This is a genomic window from Microbispora sp. NPDC046933 (assembly GCF_040644635.1).
In the GTDB taxonomy this organism is placed as follows: domain Bacteria; phylum Actinomycetota; class Actinomycetes; order Streptosporangiales; family Streptosporangiaceae; genus Microbispora.
In genome coordinates this window covers 163,019-189,147 of sequence record NZ_JBEYWW010000008.1, presented here as the reverse complement: position 1 = coordinate 189,147, position 26,129 = coordinate 163,019, and the positions used below count along the sequence as shown (strand labels likewise).

At 69.0% G+C, this 26,129-nt stretch carries 24 protein-coding genes and 1 pseudogene; 15 read left to right on the top strand and 10 right to left on the bottom strand.

Translation table 11 applies throughout. From position 1 onward, the window contains the following. The first annotated feature begins 31 nt into the window (after positions 1-31). Entirely contained in the window at positions 32-628 is a 597-nt protein-coding gene (locus ABZ857_RS13525) for a TetR/AcrR family transcriptional regulator (protein ID WP_357042345.1), read from the top strand. A 686-nt stretch (positions 629-1,314) separates the two neighbouring features. On the opposite strand, the gene ABZ857_RS13520 is transcribed toward ABZ857_RS13525, so the two are convergent. Continuing rightward, a complete protein-coding gene (locus tag ABZ857_RS13520) occupies positions 1,315-1,965 on the bottom strand; it encodes a GntR family transcriptional regulator (protein WP_357042342.1) in 651 nt (216 codons plus the stop codon). A gap of 89 nt (positions 1,966-2,054) precedes the next feature. On the opposite strand from ABZ857_RS13520, the gene ABZ857_RS13515 reads away from it, so the two are divergent. The 6 genes from ABZ857_RS13515 to ABZ857_RS13490 all read left to right on the top strand — a co-directional run bounded on the left by ABZ857_RS13515 (position 2,055) and on the right by ABZ857_RS13490 (position 8,849). Beyond that, positions 2,055-3,314 (top strand): MFS transporter, encoded by a 1,260-nt coding sequence (locus ABZ857_RS13515; protein WP_357042339.1) that lies wholly within the window; start codon positions 2,055-2,057, stop codon positions 3,312-3,314. Between the two features lie 6 nt (positions 3,315-3,320). Beyond that, the gene (locus tag ABZ857_RS13510) at positions 3,321-4,895 is read left to right on the top strand and encodes an amidohydrolase family protein (RefSeq protein WP_357042336.1); all 1,575 of its coding nucleotides are present in this window, start codon (positions 3,321-3,323) and stop codon (positions 4,893-4,895) included. Continuing rightward, positions 4,892-6,031, top strand: a complete 1,140-nt coding sequence (locus ABZ857_RS13505; RefSeq protein ID WP_357042333.1) for a mandelate racemase/muconate lactonizing enzyme family protein — start codon at positions 4,892-4,894, stop codon at positions 6,029-6,031. The genes ABZ857_RS13510 and ABZ857_RS13505 overlap by 4 nt, the downstream gene beginning before the upstream one ends. Before the next feature lie 228 nt (positions 6,032-6,259). Continuing rightward, on the top strand, positions 6,260-7,210 hold the full coding sequence (locus tag ABZ857_RS13500) for an IclR family transcriptional regulator (RefSeq protein WP_357042330.1): 951 nt from the start codon (positions 6,260-6,262) through the stop codon (positions 7,208-7,210). Between the two features lie 83 nt (positions 7,211-7,293). Continuing rightward, the gene (locus ABZ857_RS13495; RefSeq protein ID WP_357042327.1) at positions 7,294-7,899 is read left to right on the top strand and encodes a bifunctional 4-hydroxy-2-oxoglutarate aldolase/2-dehydro-3-deoxy-phosphogluconate aldolase; all 606 of its coding nucleotides are present in this window, start codon (positions 7,294-7,296) and stop codon (positions 7,897-7,899) included. Next, on the top strand, positions 7,896-8,849 hold the full coding sequence (locus tag ABZ857_RS13490) for a sugar kinase (protein WP_357042324.1): 954 nt from the start codon (positions 7,896-7,898) through the stop codon (positions 8,847-8,849). Before ABZ857_RS13495 ends, ABZ857_RS13490 begins: the two co-directional genes overlap by 4 nt. A gap of 159 nt (positions 8,850-9,008) precedes the next feature. On the opposite strand, the gene ABZ857_RS13485 is transcribed toward ABZ857_RS13490, so the two are convergent. After that, positions 9,009-9,839 (bottom strand): enoyl-CoA hydratase/isomerase family protein, encoded by an 831-nt coding sequence (locus tag ABZ857_RS13485; protein WP_357042321.1) that lies wholly within the window; start codon positions 9,837-9,839, stop codon positions 9,009-9,011. A 123-nt stretch (positions 9,840-9,962) separates the two neighbouring features. On the opposite strand from ABZ857_RS13485, the gene ABZ857_RS13480 reads away from it, so the two are divergent. Both ABZ857_RS13480 and ABZ857_RS13475 read left to right on the top strand, forming a co-directional pair. Then, positions 9,963-10,346, top strand: a complete 384-nt coding sequence (locus ABZ857_RS13480) for a helix-turn-helix domain-containing protein (RefSeq protein WP_357042318.1) — start codon at positions 9,963-9,965, stop codon at positions 10,344-10,346. 79 nt (positions 10,347-10,425) lie between these two features. Continuing rightward, positions 10,426-10,968: a GtrA family protein gene (locus tag ABZ857_RS13475; protein WP_357042315.1), complete on the top strand. Its 543-nt coding sequence runs from the start codon at positions 10,426-10,428 to the stop codon at positions 10,966-10,968. A gap of 283 nt (positions 10,969-11,251) precedes the next feature. Here the strand turns inward: ABZ857_RS13475 and ABZ857_RS13470 are convergent, their stop codons facing one another. Together ABZ857_RS13470 and ABZ857_RS13465 are read right to left on the bottom strand one after the other, a co-directional pair. Then, on the bottom strand, positions 11,252-13,585 hold the full coding sequence (locus ABZ857_RS13470; protein WP_357042313.1) for an HAD-IC family P-type ATPase: 2,334 nt from the start codon (positions 13,583-13,585) through the stop codon (positions 11,252-11,254). A 370-nt stretch (positions 13,586-13,955) separates the two neighbouring features. Continuing rightward, positions 13,956-14,321 carry a metalloregulator ArsR/SmtB family transcription factor gene (locus tag ABZ857_RS13465; RefSeq protein WP_357042310.1) on the bottom strand — a complete coding sequence of 122 codons (366 nt, stop codon included), beginning with the start codon at positions 14,319-14,321 and terminating at the stop codon, positions 13,956-13,958. A gap of 165 nt (positions 14,322-14,486) precedes the next feature. On the opposite strand from ABZ857_RS13465, the gene ABZ857_RS13460 reads away from it, so the two are divergent. Beyond that, complete coding sequence (locus tag ABZ857_RS13460; RefSeq protein WP_357042307.1) at positions 14,487-16,523, top strand: heavy metal translocating P-type ATPase; 2,037 nt, start codon at positions 14,487-14,489, stop codon at positions 16,521-16,523. 45 nt (positions 16,524-16,568) lie between these two features. After that, positions 16,569-16,862, top strand: a complete 294-nt coding sequence (locus ABZ857_RS13455; protein WP_357042304.1) for a hypothetical protein — start codon at positions 16,569-16,571, stop codon at positions 16,860-16,862. A gap of 184 nt (positions 16,863-17,046) precedes the next feature. Here ABZ857_RS13455 and ABZ857_RS13450 read toward each other — a convergent pair whose 3' ends face one another. Beyond that, complete coding sequence (locus ABZ857_RS13450) at positions 17,047-17,316, bottom strand: GntR family transcriptional regulator (protein ID WP_357042300.1); 270 nt, start codon at positions 17,314-17,316, stop codon at positions 17,047-17,049. A gap of 736 nt (positions 17,317-18,052) precedes the next feature. Here ABZ857_RS13450 and ABZ857_RS13445 point away from each other — a divergent pair. Further along, entirely contained in the window at positions 18,053-18,577 is a 525-nt protein-coding gene (locus tag ABZ857_RS13445) for a hypothetical protein (RefSeq protein ID WP_357042298.1), read from the top strand. Between the two features lie 751 nt (positions 18,578-19,328). Here ABZ857_RS13445 and ABZ857_RS13440 read toward each other — a convergent pair. Together ABZ857_RS13440 and ABZ857_RS13435 are read right to left on the bottom strand one after the other, a co-directional pair. After that, positions 19,329-20,651 carry a HAMP domain-containing sensor histidine kinase gene (locus ABZ857_RS13440; protein ID WP_357042295.1) on the bottom strand — a complete coding sequence of 441 codons (1,323 nt, stop codon included), beginning with the start codon at positions 20,649-20,651 and terminating at the stop codon, positions 19,329-19,331. A gap of 402 nt (positions 20,652-21,053) precedes the next feature. Continuing rightward, positions 21,054-21,467: a helix-turn-helix domain-containing protein gene (locus tag ABZ857_RS13435; protein ID WP_357042292.1), complete on the bottom strand. Its 414-nt coding sequence runs from the start codon at positions 21,465-21,467 to the stop codon at positions 21,054-21,056. A 103-nt stretch (positions 21,468-21,570) separates the two neighbouring features. On the opposite strand from ABZ857_RS13435, the gene ABZ857_RS13430 reads away from it, so the two are divergent. Both ABZ857_RS13430 and ABZ857_RS13425 read left to right on the top strand, forming a co-directional pair. Next, positions 21,571-22,422 carry an alpha/beta fold hydrolase gene (locus ABZ857_RS13430; RefSeq protein WP_357042289.1) on the top strand — a complete coding sequence of 284 codons (852 nt, stop codon included), beginning with the start codon at positions 21,571-21,573 and terminating at the stop codon, positions 22,420-22,422. A gap of 162 nt (positions 22,423-22,584) precedes the next feature. Beyond that, positions 22,585-22,953 (top strand): nuclear transport factor 2 family protein, encoded by a 369-nt coding sequence (locus ABZ857_RS13425; protein ID WP_357042286.1) that lies wholly within the window; start codon positions 22,585-22,587, stop codon positions 22,951-22,953. Positions 22,954-22,976: 23 nt separating this feature from the next. Here ABZ857_RS13425 and ABZ857_RS13420 read toward each other — a convergent pair. Both ABZ857_RS13420 and ABZ857_RS13415 read right to left on the bottom strand, forming a co-directional pair. Next, a pseudogene (locus ABZ857_RS13420) lies at positions 22,977-23,134 on the bottom strand (transposase family protein); the annotation flags it as partial. Between the two features lie 85 nt (positions 23,135-23,219). Continuing rightward, on the bottom strand, positions 23,220-23,834 hold the full coding sequence (locus ABZ857_RS13415; protein ID WP_357042283.1) for a TetR/AcrR family transcriptional regulator: 615 nt from the start codon (positions 23,832-23,834) through the stop codon (positions 23,220-23,222). Between the two features lie 179 nt (positions 23,835-24,013). Here ABZ857_RS13415 and ABZ857_RS13410 point away from each other — a divergent pair, with 179 nt between their 5' ends. Beyond that, positions 24,014-25,054: a hypothetical protein gene (locus tag ABZ857_RS13410; RefSeq protein ID WP_357042280.1), complete on the top strand. Its 1,041-nt coding sequence runs from the start codon at positions 24,014-24,016 to the stop codon at positions 25,052-25,054. Between the two features lie 416 nt (positions 25,055-25,470). Here the strand turns inward: ABZ857_RS13410 and ABZ857_RS13405 are convergent, their stop codons facing one another. Next, positions 25,471-26,052, bottom strand: coding sequence for a helix-turn-helix domain-containing protein (locus ABZ857_RS13405; protein WP_357042277.1), 582 nt, complete (start codon positions 26,050-26,052; stop codon positions 25,471-25,473). Positions 26,053-26,129 lie beyond the last annotated feature (77 nt).

The window sequence follows — 26,129 nt, the reverse complement described above, 5'->3', positions numbered from 1 at the left end:
GCGGGCTTGGCCAGGAGTGTAAGATGCATTCGTGCATCTTACAAGGGGAGAGCCTGCCCGCACCCGTCGCCGACATGGCGCGGAGCTGGAGGCCGCACTGCTCGACGCCGCGTGGGACGAACTGATGGAGCGCGGGTATGCCGCGCTCACCTTCGCTGGGGTCGCGCAACGTGCCGGCACCAGCCGGCCGGTCGTCAACCGCCACTGGGCGACCAAGGAGACACTCGTTCGTGACGCCATCACCCGCGCCAGCGATCAGTTCTCGCTCGTCGATCCTGACACTGGATCCCTGCGTGATGACACCATTGCGCTACTCGAACAGCTCAACGGAGCGTTCACAATGTTCGCCGCGACCATGACCGCACAGTTGGCCGCCTACTTCGAAGAGACTGGAACAACGCCCGCCGGGCTGCGTACCTCCCTGATCGATCAAAGGTGGTCGCTGATCGAGTCCGTGACGCAACGTGCCGCCGAACGAGGAGAGATCGATAGTTCGAAACTGACCCCGCGAATCGCGCGGTTGCCCTACGACCTGCTCAGACACGAAGTACTCATGAACCTGAGACCGATGTCCTCGTCAGCCATCCAAGAGATCGTCGACACCATCTTCATTCCACTGATCACCTGAGCTGCCGGCGGGCGCCGGGCGTGTTCGACGAACCACTCCAGATCGGCTCCGGACAGGGGCAGGACGGAAGCCCTGTGAGGTTCCAGGCGGGGCGCTTGCGAAGGAGGACAGTGCGGTGAAGGAGGACAGTGCAGTGAAAGGACGCCTGCGGTCGGTTCTCGCGGGGCTACGTCGTGATCTCGCCGGGTTGAAGAAGCGCAAGGGTGGGCGCTCCACAGAGGGATACAGCCCGGCCTTTGACCCGTCTCTGCCGCGAGGGCATGCTTCCTACGGCCCCAGCTCTGACGACAAGGACCACCTCCGCCACAGATGACAGGGCAGCGCCACTGACCGTCCGGCGGACATCCCTGCCCGCTGCGATCAGGGACGCCGCGGACAATCGCGGATCATCCGCGGAAGGGCTTCAGACCCGTCCGCCGTCCGATACCCCGTCGGCAGGCGCTGACCCGCTGTGGTCGCCACTGTGGTCGCCGATGGCCGGCCGGGAGGCGAGAACAGCGAGTCAGGCCGCGCCGGTCCGCGGGAGTGAGCAAGCTTGAATCCGCCGGGCAGCCATGCGGGCAGCCCGGCGCGGAAATTCCGAGCTCGCGAAGGAATTTCCGCGGGTGGAGCGGAGCGGGCTTCGCGAGGACCGGAGGTCCCTTCCGGCGCGGTGACCGACCCGGCCGAGGTTCGTGGACACCCCACTACTCGCCGAGGTAGGTCTCCACGTGTTCGGCGATCGCTCGCTCGGTGGCTTCCGGGTCGCCTGCGCGGATGGCCTCCAGCAGCGCCCGGTGCTGGCGTGGGATTTCGGCGGGGTCGGTGTGCGCCGGTGCGTCCCGGACGAAGTAGGCACGGACCCGCGGCTGGATGGTCCGCCAGATGGCCAGCGTCTGCGGTTCGCTGGCGGCCGCGATGACCGCTTCGTGGAAGGCGAGATCGAGATCGGCCAGCCGGTCCGGGGAGGTGGTCCTCTCCATGTCGTCGACCAGGGCGGTGAGCCGGTCGACCAACTCGGAGGTGGCGTTCTCCGCCGCGCGCCTGAACGCGATTCGCTCGATGACGAGCCGGATCGGGACGAGGATCTCCCGTATCTCGTCCTGGGAGATCGGAGCCACCTGGGCGCCGCGGTAGGGATGGGAGATGACCAGGCCCTCCTGTTCGAGGATCATGATGGCCTCGCGCACCGGGCCGCGGCTCACCCCCGACCGCGCAGAGATGTCCCGCTCCACCAGGCGGTCCCCGGCCTTGAGCTCCCCGGACGAGATCGCCTGCCGTAGCCATCGCAGCAGCCAGTCGCGGCGAGACTCGGGGATCGCGCTCAGGGGTTCTGATATCGAGCCTGACCTAGTCATGGCCAGGATCCTAGTCCATGGCAAATGGTTGACCATCTGCCATCCGTCTCACTAGGGTGCCGCATCACAGCCAAACGGAGGTCAGCTTTATGTCACGTACGTCGGCGGTTACCGCGCCGCCCAGAGTCGTCGCCGCCACGGTCCTGGGCACCGTCCTGGAGTGGTACGACTTCGCCATCTATGGCGCACTGGCCACGGTGATCGGAAAGCTGTTCTTCCCGGCGGACGATCCGACCACCTCACTGCTGATCGCCCTGGCGTCGTACGCGGTCGGCTTCGTCTGCCGCCCGATCGGCTCGATCGTGCTCGGCCGGTTCGGCGACCGGGCCGGCCGCAGGAACATGCTCGCGATCACGATGGTCGTGGTCGGCGGGTCCAGCCTGCTGATCGGGCTCCTGCCCACCTACGCGTCCGTCGGCCTGCTCGCCCCCGTGCTGCTCGTGGCCCTGCGGATGATTCAGGGGCTCGCGGTCGGCGCCGAGTGGACCGGCGGAGCGACCTACCTCATCGAGTACGCGGGAACCGGCCGGCGTGGTTTCTTCGGCGGTGTCGTCCAGGCCTCCACCGTGGTCGGCTTCCTCAGCGGCACGGGCGTGGCGACGCTCCTGGTCCGGGTGGATCAGGAGTGGGCGTGGCGGGTGCCGTTCCTGGTCGGCGGGCTGGTCGCGGCCATCGGCCTGTTCGTACGGCTCAAGCTCGACGAGTCTCCCGCCTACCTGCGCGTCCGGACGGAAGAACGTGTCCAGGCGGAAGGCGAGGTCCGACGCGACCCCACCCGCAAGAACTGGCTGCTGCTGTTCGGCATCGTCTTCGGCATCACCCTGTACGGCTACACGGCCACGAGTTGGCCCGCCTTCCTCGCCGGGGTGACCGAGCTGCCGCTGGCCGAGGCGCTGACGACCAATGTGATCGCACTCGCCGTCGAGGTGCCGCTGATCGTGCTGGCCGGGTGGCTGTCTGATCGGGTCGGACGCCGGCCGCTGATGATCGGGGCCACCGCGGTCTTCACCGTCGGCACCTACCCGATGTTCCTCCTCGCCACCGGTGGCACCATGGCCGGGGCACTGACCGGGCAACTCCTGTTCGTCATCACCTTCGCGGCCCTGTGCGGCCCGATGGCGGCGCTGTTCGTGGAGATGTTCCCCACCCGGGTGCGCAGTTCGGCGTTCTCCAGCTCGTACAACGTCGCGGTCGCGCTGTTCGGCGGCACCGCGCCGTTCGTCAACACATTCCTGGCCACCCGGACCGGAAGCCATGTCGCGCCCGCGTACTACCTGACCGTCGGCGCGGTCGTCTCGCTCGTCCTGCTGGCGACCGTCCGCGACCGGCACCGAGAGGAACTGGACTGATCGATCATGTTCGACCTGATAATCAAGCACGGCACGGTGGTGGACGGCAGTGGCGCCGAGCCGTACCTCGCCGACGTGGGCCTGCGCGGGGACACGATCGTGTCCGTACGGCCCGGCCTCGACGGCGCGGCCACCACCATCGACGCGACCGGCATGCTGGTCACTCCGGGCCTGATCGACCCGCACAGCCATACCGACTGGTCCATCCTGGGCAACCGCGACGCGCAGAGCACGATCAGGCAGGGCGTGACCACCGAGGTGGTCGGCAACTGCGGGATCACCTATGCCCCGCTGACCGACACCGGCGCCGGGGAGGCGACGGCCGCCCTGCGCGCGTACGGCTACGAGGGCGAGGCCGACTGGCGCACCTTCGGTGAACTGCTGGAGCGCGTGCACGACCGGGGACAGGGCGGGGGAACCGCGCAGAACCTCGCGTGGTTCGTCGGGCACACCGCGCTCAGGAACACCGGGGACGCCATCAGGCACCTCGAGGAGGCCATGGACGCGGGCGCACTCGGCATGACGAGCGGGCTGGAGTACGGCTCGGGCAGGGACGCGACCACCGGCGAGCTCCTCGATCTGGCCCGAGTCGTCGCCCGCCGCGGCGGCATGTACGCCAGCCACATCCGCAACAGGGACGCCGGCCTGGCCGCCGCGGTGGACGAGTTCTTCCAGGTGGCCCGGGTCGATGACGGCCTGCGGGCGCAGCTGTCCCATCTGAACGTACGGCACAACACCGGGGCGGACCCCGGCGCCTGGGAGCGGGCGGTCGAACGGCTGGCCGCCGAACGCGACCGCGGGCTCGACGTGCTCGCCGACATGACGCCGTACCCCGACGGGATCGGCCTGGCTGTAGGCCTGCTCCCGGACTGGCTGCTGGCCTGCGGCGCCGAGGAGGCGACACGCATGCTCGGCGACCGGGAGGTGCGGGAGCGGCTGCGCGGCGACTGCGACCGATACTGGCGGTTCGTTCACCGCGGCGAATGGGACCGGGTCACCCTGGCCACCAGCCCGGCGACGCCGGAGTTGGAAGGCAGGACCTTCCCCGAGATCGCCCGTGAGCTCGGCGGGGACGAATGGGACTGCTTCTTCGACATCCTGCGGGCGGCCGGTCCCGACATGTCCGCCGTGCAGTTCATCGGGCGGCTGTTCACCGAGGAGCACGTCGCCCGGGCGGTCGGGCACCCGCTGTTCTGCCTGGGTGTCGACGGGTTCTCCAGCCGGCTCGACGGGCCGCTCGCGGTACGCACCCGGCACCCGCTGTTCTTCTCCGGCCACCTGCACTACCTGGCCCACCACGTACTACGGCGGCGGACCCTCGGCCTGGCCACGGCGATCCACAAGATGACCGCCATGGTCGCCGACCATTTCGGGCTGGCCGGGCGGGGCCGGATCGCCGAGGGCGCCTGGGCCGACCTCGCCGTGTTCGACCCGGCGCGGCTGGCCCGGCTGGACACCTTCCGGACACCGGACCGGTATCCGGACTGCGTGCCGTACGTCCTGGTCAACGGCGCGCTGGTGGTCGAGAACGGCAAGCACCTGGGGACCAGGGCAGGACGACATCTGAAAGGCGGACGATGAGGATTCGCGATGTGCGGGCGGCCGGGCTGCGCGGAGCCACCCCGGCGGGCGGCTGGCAGGACGAGCTGAGCCCGGACGACAACGTGCACACGCTGGTCGCCGTGCACACCGACGCCGGGATGGTCGGCATCGGCAGTGTGTTCACCAGCGAGGCCCTGGTGAACGGGGCACTCGAGATACTCCGCCCGACCCTGATCGGCGAGAGCGCGCTTGAGCCGGAACGGGTCGCCGAGCGGCTGCACCGCACCACGTTCTGGATGGGCCGCGGCGGCTCGATCACCCACGCGATCTCCGGCATCGACCAGGCGCTGTGGGACCTGCTCGGCAAGGCGACCGGCCAGCCGGTGGGCCGCCTCCTCGGCGGCCGATACCGCGACCGGGTCCGGCCGTACGCCTCCCTGCTGATGGAGGAGCCCGCACGGCTGGCCGAGCGGCTCGGCCGCCTGGCCGCCCAGGGGTGGCAGGCGTTCAAGATCGGCTGGGGGCCGTTCGGCCGGGTCGGCGACGCACTCGACGAGAAGATCGTGGCCGCCGCACGCGAAGCCGTCGGCCGGGACGCGATGCTCATGGTCGACGCCGGCGCCAGTGACAGCGCCTGGTCCAACGGCTACAAGTGGGCACTGCGCACCGCCCGCATGCTCGACGCGTACGGCGTGGCCTGGTTCGAGGAGCCGCTCCCGCCCGACGCGCTCGACGACTACGTCGCCCTGCGCCGGAAGTCCCATGTGGCGATCTCGGGCGGCGAGGTGTTCACCCGCCGCCAGGCGTTCTTCCCGTGGCTGGCCGCCGGGGCGTTCGACATCGTCCAACCGGACGTCACCAAGGTCGGTGGCCTGAGCGAGCAGCGACGCATCGGATGGGCCGCCGCCGACCACGGCATCCGGCTCATCCCACACGGCTGGAACACCGCCATCGGCCTGGCCGCCGATCTGCAACTGGCCTCCGCACTGCCGGACACCGACCTGGTGGAGTACATCAGCGGCTCGCCGTACGTCGACGAGTTCCCCACCCGCCCCTGGACCCTGGACGCGGACGGCATGCTGGCCATTCCCGACACCCCCGGGCTCGGCATTGATCTCGACCCGGACGCACTCGCCCGCTACACCGATGTCGAGGCACTCCTCGGCCGGGGATGACAGCGGGTCGAACGCCGTCCCGGCGCGGGATGCGCGGGAGACATCGCGCTTCGGACACGCCGGTGTGCGCGGCGATGTAGGCGCCACTGGCCGGGCCGCACCACTGGCCGGGCCGCACCACTGGGCGCGGCCCGGCACGCGGCGCGCGCGGAGTGACGCTGCCCCGGCTCGACCTCGGCGGCGGTCACGCGATCGCCTACCCGAGCGGGTAGTCCGGCCTGGCCGGACATGCCGGGCTACCAGCTCTGTTCTGCAATGCAAAACACTATCTTGCAATATGCGAACGGCGTTGACATGATTGCCGCCAAGGTCGAGGCCACAGAGACCGGATGTCCAGGGCCGAACACGATGTGGGGCGTGATGGCAGAGGCGAGCCCGAAAGATCAGCAACCGACGCGCAACAACTCGTCTTCGTTGCGACGGGCGATCCACGTGCTGAACGAGATCGCGGCCTGGCAGTCCGACGGCGGACAGGACTGCGCGCTCCCGGAACTCTCGAAACGACTGAGCATGTCCAAAAGCACGGTTCACCGGCTCCTGGCACCCCTGATCGACGCCGGCCTCGTCGAGCAATCACCGTACGGCTATCGGTTGGGGCAGCATACGGCCTACCTTGGCGGGATCTACCTGGACCGCCTCGACCTGCGCTCCGTGGCCCGCGAGCACCTCGAATCCCTCGTGGCGAGCACGGGCGAGACCGCACATCTGGTTCTCCACTCGGGCACCGAGATGACCTACATCGACAAGGTCGAGAGCCCCGCGGCGCTGCGGATGCACTCCCGTGTCGGCGTGCGGATGCCGCTGTATTGCACGGGCGCGGGCAAGGCACTCCTGGCCTACCTGCCCGCCGTCGTCGACGAGGTCATCGCCAGGGGACTCCCGTCCCGGACGCCGACGACGATCGTCGACGGTGAAGAACTGCGGCGCGATCTGGCACGGACGCGCGAGCGGGGATACTCCGTCGACGAGGTGGAGAACGAGCCCGGCATCCGGTGCGTCGGGGCCGTCGTGTTCGGCCGCGACGGTCGTCCCGCCGCCGCCATCAGCCTGTCAGGCCCGGAGAACCGGCTGACCCGCGAACTCGTTCCCCGTCTCGGCCCGATGGTCGCCGCCGAAGCCGATCGCATCTCGAAGCGCCTCGGCTCAAGCAGGTTCCTGCTCACGCCCTTGCCCGATTGAGTGAAATTTCCAGGAACGGAGACGTTGTGCCCGACAGCGCACGCGTGCGCAGCCGTTTGGCGGACATGGTTCCGCGCGGCGTGATGGCGATTCTTCGAAGCCCCCAGTCCACCTATGTCGACGCGTGTATCGAGACCTTGATCGATGCCGGCGTCAAGAGCATCGAGGTGACTCTGACCACGCCGGACGCCCTCGCCATCCTGTCGCGATGGAGTACGCTCCTGCCCGCCGACGTACGGCTGGGGTGCGGAACGGTCATGACGCCCTCGCAGGCGGAGCAGGCCGTCGAGAGCGGCGCGGCGTTCATCGTCGCCCCCGACTTCTCACCGTCGGTGATGCGGACCTGCCGAGATCGTGACATCCCGCTCTTCCCCGCGGCCTGGACCTCGACCGAGGTGGTTCACGCATGGCAAGCCGGCGCTACCGCGGTCAAGCTCTTCCCCGCCTCCGTCGGCGGGCCTCAGTTCGTCCGGCAACTACGCGGGCCGCTGCCGGCGATCCCGCTGCTCCCGACGGGCGGGATCGAGATCGACAACGCGGCGTCGTACATCCTCGCCGGCGCCGACGCGGTCGGCCTGGGCGGGCCGCTCCTGGGCGACGCCCTGTCCGGCGGGAACCGGAGGGCACTGCGCCAGAGGGCACAGCAGGTCCTGGAAGCTGTGGCGGCCGGCATGGGGGACCGCACGTGAACGCTCCCTCGCCCGGCACCGTCGTCACCATCGGCGAATGCATGGCCTGTCTCACCACCGCCGAGGCCGGCCCCGTCCATGCGTCCCAGCGATTCCGGCTCAGCGTCGGCGGATCCGAATCGAACGTCGCGATCGGACTGTCCCGGCTCGGACACGTGGTGACATGGATCAGTCGCCTTGGGAATGACGAACTCGGGAGTCTCGTACTCAGCGCCCTGGCCGCCAACGGAGTCACGGCGATCGCCGAGCGCGACGACACGGCGCCAACCGGGCTCATGCTCAAGATTCGCCGAACATCCGAAATATCCCGCGTGCTGTACTACCGCGCGAACTCGGCAGCCAGCCGCCTCGGCCCGGACGATGTCCCGTTCGAGGCGATCAGCACGGCCAGGCTCCTCCACGTCACAGGCATCACACCCGCACTGGGCCCTGGGCCGGCCGCCGCGGTCACGGCGGCGGTGGAACATGCCCGCTCCCACGGCGTCACGGTCTCCTTCGATGTCAACTACCGAGCAGGACTGTGGACACCGGAGGCGGCGGGCACGGCTCTTCTGAGCCTCGTCACGATGAGCGACATCGTTTTCGCCTCACAGCACGAGGCCGAACTGTTCACCGCCGCCCCCTTGGAGGACCTTCCGCGCGCGATAAGTGAGCTCGGCCCCTCCGAGGTCGTCATCAAGCTCGGCAAGCGCGGTGCGCTGGCGCTGGCAGAGGGCTCTCTCGTACGTCAACCGGCCTACCCCGCGAAGGAGGTCGACCCGGTCGGTGCCGGTGACGCGTTCGTCGCTGGCTATCTCAGCGAATGGCTTCGAGGCTCGCCACCGGATGTACGTCTCGACACCGCCGCGCGGACGGGCGCGCTGGCAGTGATGGTCGACGGTGACTGGGAAGGGCTGCCCTCCAGGTCGGAGCTGACACTCCTCGACGCTCCCGACGCGGTTCTCCGGTGATCCTTCCAGGGTGGGGAAAGATCGACGCGGCGTCTCGGCCTGCCCCAGGCAGCGGATGACGCTCGCCGGGCCGCCACACCAGCAACCACGGGTAGACAGACCTCCCCAGCCTCGGCACCGCGGTACGCCCCTCCACTACGGCCTGCCCCCCCTTTGGTCCTAACCCGCCAGTCTCCGGAGGAGGCCCTCCAGATCGCGTTCGCCGTCGGGGGTCTGGGCGCCGTGGGCCAGTCCGTCGCGGATCAGCTCCGTGGCCGCAGGGCGAATGATCTGCCCCATCCAAGCGTCGTTCTCCCGCAGGAGCCCCTCGGCCAGGTCCTCCGGCGGGATGGCGCGCTTGGCCGCCGCGATCACGCCCTCGGGCAAGGCGGCGATGTTGCGGGCGAGCCGGTCGACGACGACGTCGAGTTCGTCGGCGGGGACGGCCCGGTTGACCCAGCCGTAGCGCTCCGCGGTCTTGGCGTCGTACAGGTCGGCACTCAGCACCGCCTCCAGCGCGCGGTTGCGGCCGACCCTGGTGGCGAGATACTGCGTGCCCCCTCCGCCGGGCACGATGCCCATGAGGGCTTCGATCTGGCCGATCCCAGCACGGCCGATCGCCGCGAACGTCATGTCCGCGGAGGCGACGAACTCCGCCCCGCCGCCGCGCGCCATCCCAGCGAGCTTGACGATGGTCACCTGGGACTGGTGCCGCAGCAGTTCCCCCAAAGCCTGGAAAACGTTGACACCCTCCGGAAGGTCTTGCGCGAACTTGTCGAACGCGTCCGGCGTGTCGCCAAGCGACATGTCGACGTGGGCGATGAAGAACTCAGGATTGGCGCTGTCGAACACGATGACCCGAACCGAGTCGTCGTCCCGCAGCGTGGTCAGCAGGCGCCGGAGGTCGCCCATCAGGGCGACGTCCAGGACATTGACAGGTGGATTGTCGAGAGTGACGCGGGCGATGCCGGCGTCGCGGCTCACTCGCAAGGTCGTGTAGGCGTCGTTCATGGAGATCCCCGATCCGTATCTGATGTGCATCTAGGTTCCCGATGCATACTTACGATGTGGCGGCCTGCGACCGGCCGTCAATAACGCACTTTCGGCATCTCAGGGATCGCGAAGGATACCGATATGGCCATTCCCGAAGCCGGCACCTCAGCGGACATCGTCTACCGGGCCGACTGCCCCAGCCGCCCCATCCTCGACCAGATCGCCGACAAGTGGTCGATGATGGTGATGGCGGTCCTCAACGAGCCCAGGCGCTTCAACGAGATCAAGCGCCGCCTTGAGGGCGTCACCCAGCGCGTCCTGACCCAGACCCTGCGCCGCCTGGAGCGCAACGGGATGATCGCGCGCCGCGTGCTCCCCACCTCGCCGGTCGGGGTCGAGTACTCGCTCACGCCGCTCGGCGAATCGCTGCGCGAACCGTTCGGCCGGTTGTACGACTGGACGGTCGACAACGCGGACGAAATCCAAAGGCATCAAATGGAGTACGACCGACGCGGTCAGAGCTGAGAATCAGATGTGCATGCCCTGCACGCGCGAGTTCTGGGGCATCACGGGCGGCGAACAGAACACCTGACACAATGCCGTCGTGATCTCAGCCGACGGTCCTCACAGTGTCAGAGCCGACCAACCTGGAGGCCCCACCCCTCTCGTGCGCCGCGTCTACAGGCGATTTGCTGGGCCTTTCCGGGAATTCGCGGCATTCGGCCTGGTCGGCGCTGCCTGCTTCCTCATAGAGACAACTCTCTTCAACCTGGCCTGCTTCGGGCTCGGGCTTGGCGCGATGACTTCCAAGGTCCTTGCCGCCAGCGTGGCGACCATATTCGCGTATACCGGCAACCGATACTGGACCTGGAAGGATCGCGAGCGCGTGGGACTCACACGCGAGTACCTCCTCTTCTACCTGCTTAATGGCATAGCGCTTCTGATGGGGCTGCTTCTCGTCGGCTTCACTAAGTACACGTTGAAATGGGACACACCGCTACCGCTCAACGCAGCGAACGTACTCGGAATCGGTCTAGGCTCAATTTTTCGGTTTTGGGCGTACCGGAAGTGGGTCTTCCTTGAAGCGACAGTGCCGATTATCAGCGAGCCGTCCAAGGACGATCTGCAGAGCGGCCGCGTGCCGTGAACGTGGCCATGGTCTGCGATGGCTCGCGTAAAGGCCGATTAGTGGGGAGCTGAACATGCGCTTCTGGTCCGCGACCTGCGGACGGTGATGCCCAACGGGCGAGGAGGCCGAGGCATGGTTCCCTTCTCGAAGCGCGCCGCGCGGGACTCGAAGCGCCCCGCGCGGGACTCGAAGCGCGCCGCGCGGGACTCGAAGCGCGCCGCGCGGGACTCGAAGCGCGCCGCGCGGGACGAAGGAGTGCACCGGGGGAAGTTCGGCACCGCTCTCTGCGCGTCGTGGCGGCTCATTGGGGTGTGCGGATATGTTTCCAGGCCAGTTCGAGCCCGGCCGCCGCGACGACGGCGACGCCGGCCGCAGTCCAGGGGATGGGGAAGCCGACCAGTTTCAGGGCGAAGAAGTGTTGGAGCCAGGGGGTGGCCAGCACGGCCATGAAGGACACGGCCATCGCGATCACGAGGGTTGCGCGCCACCGGGTGTAGGGGCGAGCGATGATGGCCAGGACCCACAAGGAGATCAAGAAGAGCGTCAGAGTGGCGGCGCTGGTCGCGGCGGCGAGCCCCGGGGCGCCGTAGTGCCGGCGGGCGATCAGGTAGGTGACGAAGGTGGCGGTGCCTGCGATGAGCCCGCCGGGCAGGGCGAACCGCATGACGGTGCGGACGAAGTGGGGCCGGGCGCGTTCCGTGTTGGGAGCCAGGGCCAGAAAGAACGCGGGCAGCCCGATGGTGAGGGCGGACAGCAGGGTGGAGTGGCGGGGCAGGAACGGGTAGGGCACCCGCCAGATGACGACCAGCAGGCCGAGCAGGACCGAGTAGACGGTTTTGGTGAGGAACAGGTTGGCGACCCGGGTGATGTTGCCGATGACACGCCGACCTTCGGCGACCACCGCCGGCAAGACGGCGAAGTCGTTGTCCAGCAGCACGATCTGCGCGACGGCACGGGTGGCGTCACTGCCGGCGCCCATGGCGACACCGATGTCGGCGTCTTTGAGCGCGAGGACGTCGTTGACCCCGTCGCCGGTCATGGCGACGGTGTGACCACGCGCCTGCAGAGCGGCGACCATGTCGCGTTTCTGCCGGGGGGTGACGCGTCCGAAGACCGTCGTCTCCTCCAGTGTCCTGGCCAGCTGGTCCGGTTCGGTGGGGAGCCGCCGGGCGTCGACGGGATGTTCGGTGCGGGGCAGGTGGAGCCGGGTGGCGATCGCGGCGACCGAGACCGCGCTGTCACCGGAGATGACTTTCGCGGCGACGCCCTGGTCGGCGAAGTAGCGCAGCGTGGCGGCGGCGTCAGAGCGTAGACGCTGGTCGAGCACGACCAGGGCTACGGGGTTGGTGTGCTGGGTGAGTGCGGGATGGTTCAGGTCGTTGCCGCTGGTGGCCAGGAGGAGGACACGCAGGCCCTGTGCGGCGAGCGTGTCGGCCGTGGCCAGACGCGGGTCGCCTGCCGGTAGAAGGACGTCCGGAGCGCCGAGCAGCCAGGTGCCGCGCGGCCCGTCCGGGCTGTCGAGCACGGCCGCGCTGTATTTTCGGGCCGAGGAGAACGGCAGCACGGCGGTACAGCGCCAGCCATTGCGCTCACTGGTCCCGTAGGCGTCGAGGATGGCCTGCAGGCTGGCATTCGGTCGCGGGTCGGCGGCAGCGAGGCAGGCCAGGGCCTGGGCCGGCTGCGTCGAACTCGCGCGGTCGAAGGTGATGAGGTCGCTGACGCGCATGCCGCCTTGGGTGAGGGTGCCGGTCTTGTCCAGGCACACGATGTCCACCCGGGCGAGTCCCTCGATGGCGGGCAGTTCCTGGACCAGGCACCTTCTGCGGCCTAGCCTGATCACTCCGATGGCGAAGGCCACGGAGGTCAGCAGGATCAGCCCCTCGGGGACCATGGGCACGATGCCCCCGACCATCCGCCGTACCCCTTCGGGCCAGTCGTGGTGCTGCAGATACAGCTGGCTGATGATCAGCGCGACCGCGACGGGGACCATCATCCAGGTCACGTACTTGAGGATGCGGCTGATGCCGGAGCGCAGTTCGGAGTGGACCAGGGTGAAGCGGCTGGCTTCCTCGGCGAGCTGGGCGGCATAGGCGTGGCGGCCGACCTTGGTGGCGATGAAGGCCCCGCTGCCGGCCACCACGAAGCTGCCGGACAGCACCGCGTCGCCGGGCTGCTTGGGCACCGGGTCCGGTTCGCCGGTCAGCAGCGACTCGTCGATCTCCAACCCGTCCGCCTGGGTGACGGTGCCGTCGACGACGCACTTGTCCCCGGTGCCGATCTCGATCAGATCGTCCAGGACGATCTGTGAGACGGGAACGCTGACGGGCACGCCGTCTCGGCGGACCACGGGCCTGGCCTGCCCGACGAGGGCCAGGGCGTCGAGGGTGCGCTTGGCGCGCAGCTCCTGAAGGATGCCGATCCCGGTGTTGGCGATGACCACCAGGCCGAACAGACCGTCCCGGAGTGGGCCGACGACCACGATGACGGCGAACAAGGCGCCGATGATCGCGTTGAACCGGGTGAACACGTTGGTCCGCACGATCTCCGCGGTGGACCGGGAGGACCGGGCGGGGACGTCGTTGACCTGGCCGCGGGCGATCCGCTCGGCGACCTCGGCTGTGGTCAGCCCCGCCATGCTTTCCTCCTGCGCGTACTCGGTCCCGCGAACGCGCGCCCGCCTGCTCGGCCAGCCGGACGATCTGCGCGTACGTGCTGTCCTCGGCGGTGGCCGTCACCTCGATGTCGACCACACCGCCGGCGTTGACCACTCCGCGGTGGACCGCCTCGCCGACACCGCGATCAGAGCCCCGGCCAGCGCAGCATGTCGCGCCCCCAATGACGAGACGATGAGAGTGCTGCCCTCCATACGATCGCCCCGCCCTACCGATCGATAGAGCCGAACGACCCCAAATCGTCGCTGCTCGGCAAGTACGTGTGAGCCGAGGCACGGGCGATGGAGCCGCATCGGAGGCCGGGCGGACCGCCGGTCGCCGCGCTCGCGAGCGTCAGGAGGCGGCGCTTACGGTCGGCGTGGCGGCGGAGTCCTGGTCGCCACGGTCGATGTGGTCGGCGTGGAACAGGCCTTCGGCCAGCAGGCGGCGTACGTGCTCGTCGGCCGCGCTGTAGTAGACGAAGGTCCCCTCGCGCCGGCCCTTGACCAGTCCGGCCAGGCGCAGCTTGGCCAGGTGCTGGCTGACCGCGGTCGGCGCGGCGCCGGCGAGCTCGGCCAGGCAGGCCACCGACGACTCGCCCTGCAGCAACGCCCACAAGATCTTGATGCGGGTGGGATCGGACAGCAGCCGGAACGACTCGGCGGCCAGGTGCACCTGTTCCTCGTTCGGCATTTCGAAGTCGGGCAGCGAGGTGTGCATGCCGCCAGCATAGCCCCGAACCCCACTACCTACGTATCTGCATGAGTGCGCATATAAGCTGACAGAGTGACGACAGACCTGACAACGCGTCCCGTTCCCGGGGCCGCAGCCGCACCCGGCCGCCCAGGGGCGTGGTGGCGATCCGGGGCCGGATCACTGCCCGAGGTGCGCTGGGCGATCGCCGCCACCGTGCTCTTCACCGCCGGCGGCATCTGCCAGCTGGCTGGGGCGCCCTCCTGGCTGTGGTGGGGGCTGTATCTGACCTGCTACGCCGCCGGCGGATGGGAACCGGGCCTGGCCGGGCTGCGGGCGCTACGCGAGCGGACGCTGGACGTCGACCTGCTGATGGTCGCCGCGGCGATCGCCGCCGCCGCGATCGGGCAGGTCTTCGACGGCGCGCTGCTGATCGTCATCTTCGCCACCTCAGGCGCGCTGGAGGCGGTGGCGACCAAGCGCACCGCCGACTCGGTGCGCACCCTGCTGAACCTGGCGCCCGAAACGGCCACCCGGCTCGATCCGGCGGGACAGGAAGAGGTCGTCGAGACCGCCGATCTGACCGTCGGCGACGTCATCGTGGTCCGGCCCGGGGAGCGCATCGGCGCCGACGGCCGGGTGGTCGCCGGGGCCGGCGACGTCGACCAGGCGACCATCACCGGAGAGAGTCTCCCGGTGGACAAACAGGCCGGCGACGAGGTGTTCGCCGGCACCGTCAACGGCGCCGGCGTGCTGCGGGTGCGCGTGGGCCGCCCCGCCGGCGAGACGGTGATCGCCCGGATCGTGGCCATGGTCGAGCAGGCCAGCGCCACCAAGGCACGCACCCAGCTGTTCATCGAGAAGGTCGAGCAGCGCTACTCGCTGGTCATGGTCGCCGCCACCCTCACGCTGTTCGCGATCCCCCTGGCCTTGGGCCAGGACCTGCAGGGCAGCCTGCTCCGCGCGATGACGTTCATGATCGTCGCCTCGCCGTGCGCGGTGGTGCTGGCCACCATGCCGCCACTGCTGGCCGCGATCGCCACCGCCGGACGCCACGGCGTGCTGGTCAAATCGGCGGTGGTCATGGAACAGCTCGCCGACGTCACCCAGGTGGCCTTCGACAAGACCGGCACCCTCACCGAGGGCCGCCCCCACCTGACCCACATCCGCGCCCTGCCCGGCAGCGGCCTGGGCGAGGGCGAGCTGCTCACGCTCGCCGCCGCGGCCGAGGACGGCTCGGAACACCCTCTGGGCCGGGCCGTCGCCGCGGCCGCCCGCGACAAGGGCCTGCACCTGCCCCCGGCCACAGGCTTCGCGGCGACGCCCGGACGGGGCGTGCGCGCCCACGTCGCCGAGCACCTGGTCGAGATCGGCAGCCCGGCCCACCTTCTGCCGGAGGGACAACGCGATGCCGACCCGGCCCGCGCCCTGGTGGCCGAGTTCGAAGACGGCGGGCACACCGCGGTGGTGATGCTGCTGGACGGCCGCCCGGCCGCGGTGCTGGCCCTGGCCGACCGCATCCGGCCCGGCGCCGCCGACGCCGTGGCCCGCCTGACCGCCCTCACTCACGCCGCACCGGTCCTGCTGACCGGGGACAACCCCCGCGCCGCCGCCCACCTGGCCGCCCAGACCGGCATCACCGACGTCCGCGCCGGCCTGCTGCCCGAGCACAAGGTCGACGCCGTACGGGACCTGCAGCAGCAGGGGGCACGGGTGGCGCTGGCCGGCGACGGCGTCAACGACGCCCCCGCCCTGGCCACCGCACACATCGGCATCGCGATGGGCCACACCGGCGCCGACCTGACCCTGGACGCCGCCGATGTCGTCATCACCCGCGACGAGCTGGCCACCATCCCCGCCGTGATCGCCCTGGCCCGCCGCGCCCGCCGCCTGGTCGTCGCCAACCTCGCCATCGCCGCCGCGTTCATCGCCGTACTGGTGGCCTGGGACCTGCTCGGCGACCTGCCACTACCGCTCGGCGTGGCCGGACACGAGGGCTCCACCGTCATCGTCGGCCTCAACGGCCTGCGCCTGCTACGAGGCGCCGCCTGGCGGCGGGCCGACGCAGGTGCTGTGGTGAGCGCTGGCCTTCGGGGCCGACCTGGGCGGCAACGCGACCGCCGTCGGCGCCGCCGCCAACGTCGTCGTCCTGGGGCATCGCCGCACGCAACGGCACCCCGATCAGCTTCTGGCAGTTCACCAAATGTGGGCTCATCGTCACGGTTGTGACGGTCACCCTGGTCGCCCCGTACCTGTGAGCAGCGGATCAACGAGTTGCGGCGGGAGGGCCGGGCGTACACGGCGGCCAAGGAACGCAAGCGGGCTCGGCGCATCGTTGACGGGGCCGACATTAGGCGGCGCTGGTATCTGCCCGAGGACCAGGGCGGTCTCTCCATGGGCACCAAGCGCGCGATGGTCATGGAGGCGTTCCACGCCGTGATCGTCCATCCCGTCGGCAAGGGCATGGGGTCGTGGGGCAACTTCGACCCGAACGCGCTCGAACCCATCTCGCCACGGCGCGCCGGATCACTCGTGAGCGGGGAGAGTCGGCCTGACCGGCGGATGTGAGTGCGGGAGTGGTGCGGCCGGCGCAATGCCGTAGGCACCCGAAGGGCCGCGAAGCGGTTGGGCCGGCGGCGCCACGGCCGGAGGCTACTGCCCTCGGCTCGTCGGCTCTACGCTTGGTGCGCCTTCCATCGTCTCGCTGACAACCGATAGAAGGCTGAAGGCCCCTGGATTCGTTCGGGGGCCTTCACTCGTCTTCGGTGTCTCTGCGGGGCGGGCCGCCGGTCTCGGGGTCGGCGACGAAGGTGCCTTTGCCGAGCACGGTGTAGACGTCTCCTGCTTTGAGCAGTTCGTTGATGACGCGGCGTGCGGTGCCCTTGGCGATGCCGAACTCTTCGGCCATGCGGGGTTCGCCAGGGATGGGGTGTCTCACCTGGTATTCGCCCGTCCGGATACGGCGTCGTATCTCTTCGAGGACGGCTTCCCATTTGAGCTGGTCAGGCCGGAACTCGATCACGGGCTCAAGAGTAGGAACGAAAGCGTTCCATGTCGTTGCCACAGGTACCTAGAGGTACCTAGGAGATGGATCAGGTATGACTAGGAAGGCTGGCGTACGCTCAACCCGTCAGCGAGACAGATGGGCGAGCCATGCGTCAGATCACGAACGGCAACCGACAAGCCGCGCCGCTTTCTGATCACGCTGCCGAAGTCCGGGACGGTGGTTCCGCTGCCCTCGGTCGACCAACCGCAGTCCGCCGTGCGGTGGATCGTCGGCTGGGCCAACGGCGGGGCACGGTGAGGCGGCGGCTCTGATGGCGGCCATCGTCGTGGACCCGGACGAGTGCCTGAGTCCTCACTGGGAGATGCGCCGAAAAGATCACGTGAAGCTCGTGTGGCACAAGCCCTTCGAGGGGGTGGGACGCGTGCGCGTTCTCGCCTGGACGTGCGACTGCCGGGCCGTTGTCTACGAACTACTCCAGTCCGGCGGGCAGGCGTTCATCCGCAAGACCACCCAGGCCGAACCGACCCCGAAGGTCGAGGAGACACACCGCTGGCCCATTGAGAAGGCCCGCAGGGTATGTGGCATGCCCTGCTGCTCGGTGAGATGCGATAGACGGTCCAGCCCACACGCGGCCCCGCTCACTCGGGCGGGGCCGCACCTGTGTCTAGGACCCGCGCCACTCCTCCAGAGACAGCCAGGCGTGATGAGATGCGCGGTCTTCCGAATCGTTATAGCCGTAGAATTCCCGACCATGACTACCGATCGGACCGTGTCGTTCGATGTCCATGTCAGCTACCGTCAGATCTACCTCGCTGACCTCGCCGACGACATGGGGGCTCCGGAAACCTTCCTCGATGACCATCCCGAGCACCCTGTGGGCATCATTCGAGTGAAGGACGGTAAAGGTCTCCTGGTCACGGGCCTGCACACGGGGACGGTCGGCTTCTCGGTGACCGTGTCGGACCGCGATCCAGAGCCGGACGTCAACGAGTACGAGGACATCGTGGAAATCAGCTTCCACACCCAAACAGGACGGATCTTCCTTATCGAGTGGGGAGGCGAGGGATTTCACAAGCTACCCGACTTGTCGTCGGGCCCGGGCTGGTACCGATTGCGGTATCACGCCGTCCACATGGACCGGGCCACAGAATCGGACTGCTCGACGGATGCGATCATCGATCGTTATCTGCTGCAGATCTGGCCACAAAATGAGTCCATCCCCCAAGTAGTCAAGAGCACGAGTCGCACGCTCACCTACTGGCGCAATGCGAAGTGACGTCCCAACGTAGGACAGGACCGATTTCCGTGCCGATGGGCGACCTCGCCGAGGAGTGAAAGGCGTGGATACGCAGCCGGGACCTGACTCTAGGACCTCGACATGACTAAGGCGCGTAACTGATGCCGACTCGACACGCCGTCGCGGCGCAGGGCACCGACCTGGACGTCGACGTAGCGGAGGTGCAACCGGTCATCTCGCGCAGCAGTGCCACTGCCGCGAGCGGCAGCCGCCGCTGCAGCTCGTCCAGATGCGGCACCGATCCTCGCAGGTCAGAGGTCATGACGTCGCCGTCCTTCCTGGTCGGGAGCGGCCCGGCCGTCAGGGTCGGCCTTTCCGGGCCATGCATCGCTCCAGCTCACTTGGGCTCGATCGCCAGGATGAATGGCTTTCCTGTACGCTGCGCGCGGCCCGAGTCGCTGGCGGCCGGGAGCGGCCCCCAGGCCGCATGCCCGGCCGCCGAGCGGACGCAGAGCCGCGCGGCGGCGCGGAGCGCCGTCGCCTTGACCCTGTAGAGAAAGTCCTCGCCGATTGGCGATCATTTGCCGGTCTCTTCGGGCTTGGCGGTAAGTGCCGGCGGCGCGTAATACGGCGGTCCAGCGGCATCGGAGCACGTCAGGTGGGCCATTGCGCTAGATGGTGGTCGCCAAGCTCCAGGCTGACATTCCTACTGTGACATGTTGCGCTAAGGGCGGCACTAGGAGAAGTTCCCCCACCTCTACGAGATCCGCGGGCCTGCCGAGTAACGCGGTCATGCCTGACGGTCTGTGGTGCCAGGCTGGAGCAGCGGCAGGCGGAGGACGAAACGTGCGCCTCGCGGGCTGTCCTCGATCTCCAGTGTCCCGTCGTGGGCGGCCACGATCGCGCGGGAGATGGCGAGTCCGAGCCCGGACCCGGTGGGATCCCTGCGCTGCCCACCGTCCAGTCGCATGAAGGGCTGGAAGACCCGCTCGCGGTCCTCCGGGGCGATGCCGTCGCCGTCATCGCTCACCGTGACCACCGCCTGGCCATCCTTGCGCTCGGCGCTGACCTCGACGCCGGTCGCGGTATGCCGCTGGGCGTTGACGACCAGATTGTTGAGCACTTCGGCGAGTTGGACAGGATTGCCGAGGACCGTCACGCCGCTCTTCACGTGGGTATGCACCGGCACGGGCCGCGTTGTGGTGATCAACTCCTCCTGTACCAGCGCGCCGAGGTCGACCGGCTCGGGAGGGTCGGGAGCGACCGTGCGGATCCGGGCGAAAATCAGGATGTTGTCGATCAGTGCTCGCAGCCGCTCCGTCGTCGCCAGCCCCGCTTGGATCACCTTGCCCTGATCGACGTCGTCTGGATACAGCACCGCTTCTTCAAGCTGGGTCTGAAGGCCGGTCACCGGGGTTTTGAGTTCATGGGAGACGACGGAGGCGAAGTGCCGCTGCTGCTCCACTGCCTCTTCCAGCCGGGACAGGGTCTCGTTGGCCGTGCGCGCCAGCCGCCCGATCTCGTCGTCGCAGGCCGGTTCCGGCACCCGCAAGCTCAGGTCACTGACGCTGATCTGCGACATTCTCGCGCGGATCGCTTCCACCGGTCGCAGTGTCCGTCCGACCAGCGACCAGACCATCCAGGTGGTGAAGATACTGGTCAGCAGGGCCGCGGTCAGCGTGCTGACCTCCAGGATGTGCGAGGCCAGGGCGGGCGGTTCGGCCTTTCCGGCATAGACGATGTGCGACTCGCCCCCCCACACGAAGCGGGCCTCCTGGGGTGAGACGCGGTTGGCGGTGAGCATGACGCAGCCGCCGTGGGAGCACTCGGTCAGGTGAAGGATGCGGTCGTCGTAGGGCGGCCGGACAGTGCTCAGCGGCGGCTTGCCCGCGACGGCGGGGCTGGCCGCCACCACCCGGCCGCGCGAGTCGACGAGTTGCAGGAGGTTGACCTCAGTGGTCGGTGTCGCGACCGGAGAACGGCCGGGCTTCATCGACGCGATCCAGTCGGTCGCCACACGCTGCGTCTCGGCGAAGACGTTGTCTCTGATCCTGTTGCGGATCATGAGGTCGAGACCTACCGCGATCACGGTGAAGACGAGCAGGGACAGCACTCCGGCAAGGAGTGTGAAGCGCGCTTGGATCGAGCAATCTCGCCACCAAGACCACATGGGCATCCCCCCGCCATGTTCGCCTGTTCTCACGCATACCTGCACGAAGACGAAACGCCCAAGATGCATGTCATGACGTGGGACAAACTTTGGTGAGATGTATGCCTCCCGGAGGCTTAGGCGCACGATCTCGCAAGCACGTTTTCAGGGCCCCGCTCGACCCCCACGGGCGCGGGTGGGCGTTCCGCTGGCTGCGCCCCCTCCACTCGACCCCCACGGACGCGGGTGGGCGTTCCGCTGGCTGCGCCCCCCTCCACGCGCCTCGCCCGGCTCGGCCGCACCGCGCCCGGACTGCAGGCCGAATCCCGCCACCGGCACCTGGCCGGCCTGGGACGGTAAGCACGGTTAGTTGGGGAGTGACTCGTCGGCGAGCTGGTTGTGGCGTTCGATCTCCGGCATGTGTGTCTCGGCCCAGACCCGCAGAGCGGAGAGCGGTCTTTCGAGGGACAGGCCGAGCTCGGTGAGCCGGTAGTGGACGGCGGGCGGCACGGTGGGTTCGACGCGGCGCGCGACCAGGCCGTCGCGGACCAGGCTCTGCAGGGTGGCGGACAGCATCTTTTGAGAGATGCCCGGGATACGGCGCCGCAGTTCCGCGAAGCGGAGCTCACCCGGAGCCTCCTCGGCCAGCACCTTGACCGCCATCGACGTCCACTTGGTGCCGATGCGGTCGAGTAACTGGCGGGTCGGGCAGCGCGGATCCAGCAGGTCACCGCGCTCACCGGGCCGCTGGTCCCGTCCGCCGGGCCTCGACGTGGTCACCTGGGGCTCACCACCTGAAGGGAAAGTGCCGTCTTAAGCGGACCAGGTTAGTTCCCTAACGTGACCTTGTCACCATTTATCACCACACACCTGGAGTCCCTCGATGCCCGAGCTGCGACGCGTCCCCGTCAACGGTGTCGAACTGAACGTCGCCCTCGCCGGATCGGGCCCGGCCGTCCTGCTGCTGCATGGCTTCCCGCATACCTGGGAGCTGTGGACGGACGTCATGGCCGATCTGTCCGACCGCTACCGCGTCATCGCGCCGGACCTGCGCGGGTTCGGGGCGAGCAGCCGAGCCGCCTCCGGGTACGACGCGGGCACCCTGGCCGAGGACGCCGCGGCGCTTCTCACCACGCTCGGCATCTCCTCGGCCGCCGTGGTGGGCATCGACGCGGGCACCGCTCCGGCCTTCCTCCTCGCCCTGCGCCGGCCCCGTCTCGTCCGGCGCCTGGTCGTCATGGAATCACTGCTGGGCAGGCTGCCCGGCGCGGAGGACTTCCTCGCCGACGGGCCGCCGTGGTGGTTCGGCTTCCATTCCGCCGCGCCCGGCCTCGCCGAGACCGTGCTGGAGGGCCACGAGGCCGCTTACGTCGACTGGTTTCTGCGCGCCGGCACGCTCGGCGACGGGGTGCCCCCCGCCATCCGGGACGCCTTCGTCCGCGCATACACCGGCCGCGAGGCGTTGAGCTGCGCGTTCTCGTACTACCGGGCCCTGCCCGAGAGCGCGGTACAGATCGAGCAGGCGGTCACCACTGCCCGCCTGACGGTGCCGACGATGGCGCTGGGCGCCCGGCCTGTCGGTGCTGCGCTGGAACGCCAGCTCCGCCCGGTCACCGACGATCTCACCGGACACGTCATCGAAGACTGCGGCCACATCATCCCGCTGCACCGGCCGCGCGCCCTGCTCACGCTGCTGCGTCCGTTCCTGGCCGGTGAGGACGCGAGAGCGGCGTGACCGGGGCGGAGGTCACTCCGACCCGGGGCGTCTTTCCGTCGGTCTGGGTGCCGGTGTTCAGGTTCAGTTGTCGAAGTGATGTCGAGAACGCTCTGGCCACTCCGACCTTCCTACAAGGGAACCGCCGGGCACCCCATGGACGCCCGATTGAAAGGAGCAGACATGTCGCGGAACATTGAGACCGTCAACACCTACCTTGACGGTTTCCGTAAGAACGATCACGAGCAGATCCTGTCCTGCCTGACTGACGACATCGAGTGGACCGTCTTCGGTGCCTTCCACCTGACCGGCAAAGACGCCTATGACAGGGCCATCGATGGCCCGCCCGAACTCATCGGCCCTCCTCACCTGGAGGTCGTGCGGATGGTCGAGCAGGACAATGTCGTCATGGCGGAACTCACCGGGACGGCGAAGCGAGCCGCGGGCGGCGAGATGCGCATGTCCATGGCCGAGGTGTTTGTCATGCGCGACGGCAAGATCGCAGAGCGTCGTGCCTGGGTCATCGAACTGAAGGAGAACGACTACCGCTGACCGGAGGAGTTCGATCACGTTTTCAGGTTGTGCACCACACCGGGCAAGGCGGGTGAGACCCAGACATCCGCCCGGCGGGATCGGCGAGCACTTGGACGTTCATGCCATGGCGGTTGTGCTTGCCGGAGTAGTACGGCTTCTGATCGGGGAGGCGGTCGATCGGGATCAGCGTGCCGTCGAGGCCCTCCGCTCCCGAAGGTGTCCCCAGCCGTCACGTAGGAGTCGGCGTGGTGGGTCGCCCGCGCTGAGCGGCAGGTGGACCGCGTTCAGGGCAGGGGAGCGAGCGCGTCCTTCAACGCCGCTCGCGCGCCGCCCAGGGCGTGACGGAGCTGGTCCGGTGTACGGCGGATCTGGGCCAGCAGGAGGCCGCCCTGGATTGCGGCCATGGTGAGGTCGGCCAGCTCCGTCACGTCCACGTCCGGGCGCAGCTCGCCCGACTCCTGCATCCGGCGCAGGCCCGCGATGAGGGGGGCCTCCCAGCGCGCGAAGGCGTCCACGAACGCCTGCCGGGTGAGGTCGTCCTGGCCGCTGAGCTGGCTGGCCAACGAACCGATCGCGCAGCCGCCCACCGCGTCCTGCCGCGTCCCGTTGGCCACGATCGCGTCAAACCAGCGGTCGATGCCGGCCAGCGAGTCGACCTCCAGGAGCAGCGGTTCCTGCGCGGCCAACACCGTGTCCACGGTGGCGTGAACCACGGAGCGGATGAGATCGTCCCGGTCGTCGAAGTAGTGGTAGAGCTGGCTTCGGCCGACCCCCGCGGCGCGTTCGACATCGTCCAGCGTCACCGCCGCGACGCCGTGCCGCTGGATGAGGTCTGCTGCCGAATCGAGGATGCGCTCTCGGGTCGCGCGACCCCGCGCGGTGGTCGGTGTGTGTCCCATTGCGCCTCCTCCGTGTTCTGTATCTCACAGTACAGACGTTCTGTACTCGCTGATACAGTCTATGGTGGAACTTTCTGTACCGGGCGATACAGTCTTTGGCGTTCCGCCGACACGATCGCGCTTGCGCAGCACGCCGAGCGCCGGGACCCTCCCCATCCCGCACAACCGAAGGGAAAACCATGTCCCTCCACCGACCCACCCGGCTCCGGCGGCGCGCCGCCACGCTCGGCCTCGCCGCCCTGCTCACCGCGGGTACCGCGATCGCCGCGGCCCCGGCGGCCCTCGCGACCCCGGCCCCGACCCCGGCCTTGGCCACCACCCCGACGCACACCGGCCACGCCGCCGGCACCCGCCTGGGCGACGTGCGCGTCCTCGCCCACTTTGACCGGGCCGCGGGCCAGGCCGCCGAGAGCATCGCCCTGGAGCCCGGCGGCGGCGCGGTCATCGGCATGATCCCAGGCCGCCAGGTGGTGCGGGTCGCGCAGGACGGGGCCGTCCAGGTACTCGTCACCATGCCGCTACCTCCGGGTGGCGGCGGCACCACCCCGGTCATCGGGGACCCCGTGGTCACCGGGGTCGCCCGGTCGAACAGCGGCGCCGTTTACTTCCTCTACTCCTCCGGGCAGGGCGGGCTGACCGGGATCTGGCAGGTCCGCCGCTCCGGTGAGCCCCGGCTCGTCGTGCCGCTGCCTGCCGACACCATGCCGAACGCACTGGTCATCGATGGCAAGCGGGACCGCTTCCTGGTCACCGACTCCGCCGGCGGGCGCATCTGGCAGGCCCCGCTGCGCGGCGGCGAGGCCTCCGTGTGGTCGGCGGACCCGGTCCTGGCGCCCGGCGCCTTTTTCGGCGCCAACGGCATGAAGATCCACGACGGCGCCGTGTGGGCGAGCAACTCCGACCACGGCACCATCGTCCGCATCCCGGTGACCAAGGACGGCGGCTCCGGCCGCGCCGAGGTCCGGGCCACGGGGCTGGAGGGCATCGACGACTTCGACTTCACCGGTCGGGGCACCGAGATCCTCGCCGCGATCAACCAGAGCAGCAAGCTCGTGCGGGTGGACGCGGACGGCACCCACGAAACCCTGCTGGACGCCCAGGACGGCATGCAGGGGACCACGGCCGTCGCCGTCCGAGGAAATCGGGTCTATGTGACCAACGGCGCCAACCTGGTCGGGAACGACTCGAACCTGCTGCTCGCGAAGCTGCAGCGGCGCTGACAGCCCTCCGCCCCCGAAGATGTCCCCAGTCCCGAAGTAGGCCTTGATCGCGCTGCGGTGCCTTCGCAGGGGTCGGTGTCCTTCCGAGGAGCGCCGGTGCGGATCGTCTACTCCCGCCCGTCCACCACGGCCCAGCCCAGTCCCTGCTGCGGCAGCGGCACATCCTCACCGAGGCCGGGCTCCTGGTCCGGACCGAGGGTGCGGCCGAGGGGTTCCACCCGGCTGCCGTCGGGCAGTTCCAGCGCGACCTGCAGAACGAGCTGACGGCCGAGGGGATCGCCGCAGCGGAAGCCGAAGGCCGCTATCGCGGCCGACCGGCGCCGGATGGAACCTCCGGTCCTCGCGAAGCCCGCTTCGTTCCCTCCACCCCGGTGAACATTGGTGGACAGCGCACCACTAACCGCCTCGATCCGGGCTCACGCCGGCCGGGCGGCGGGCCGGAGGCCGTCCATCAGGAGGTCCAGCAGGCGACCGGCCTTGGCTTCATGCTCGCGCCGGGGGGCCACGGTGAAGATGCCGATGAGGGAGGCGGCGATGTCTTCGGCGGTGACGTCGGAGCGGAGGTCGCCCGCCGCGCGACCGGCGTCGAGAATCGTGGTGATGGCCGCCAGTAGCTCGCTCCGGGTCTGTGCATGGGCGATCTCGCCCGACTCGATCATCGCAAGCAGCGTGTCGAGCATGCCGTTCTTGGTCGCGATCCAGTCCCCGAACAAGTCCATCCAGCGCCGCATCGCCGCAGCCGGGGGCAGCTGGCCGAGCAGCTCGCGGGCGCCGGTCGTCAGCCGCACGACCTGGTCCCGGTAGACCGCATCGACCAGCGACTCGCGGGTCGGGAAGTGCCGGTAGAGCGTGGCGATGCCGACCCCGGCCTCGCGGGCGATCGCACGCATCGACGGCTCGGCGTCAGCCGACGCGAACACGCGGGTCGCCACCGCGAGCAACTGGTCGCGGTTACGGGTTGCGTCCGCCCGTGGCGCGCGCATCTCCGCCTCAGTCAAAACGGATCACGCTCCGGTTGTGTTAGGGTCATCCATGAAACGGAGCATAGTCCGTTTCAAGGCGTTCCCTCGGTCCC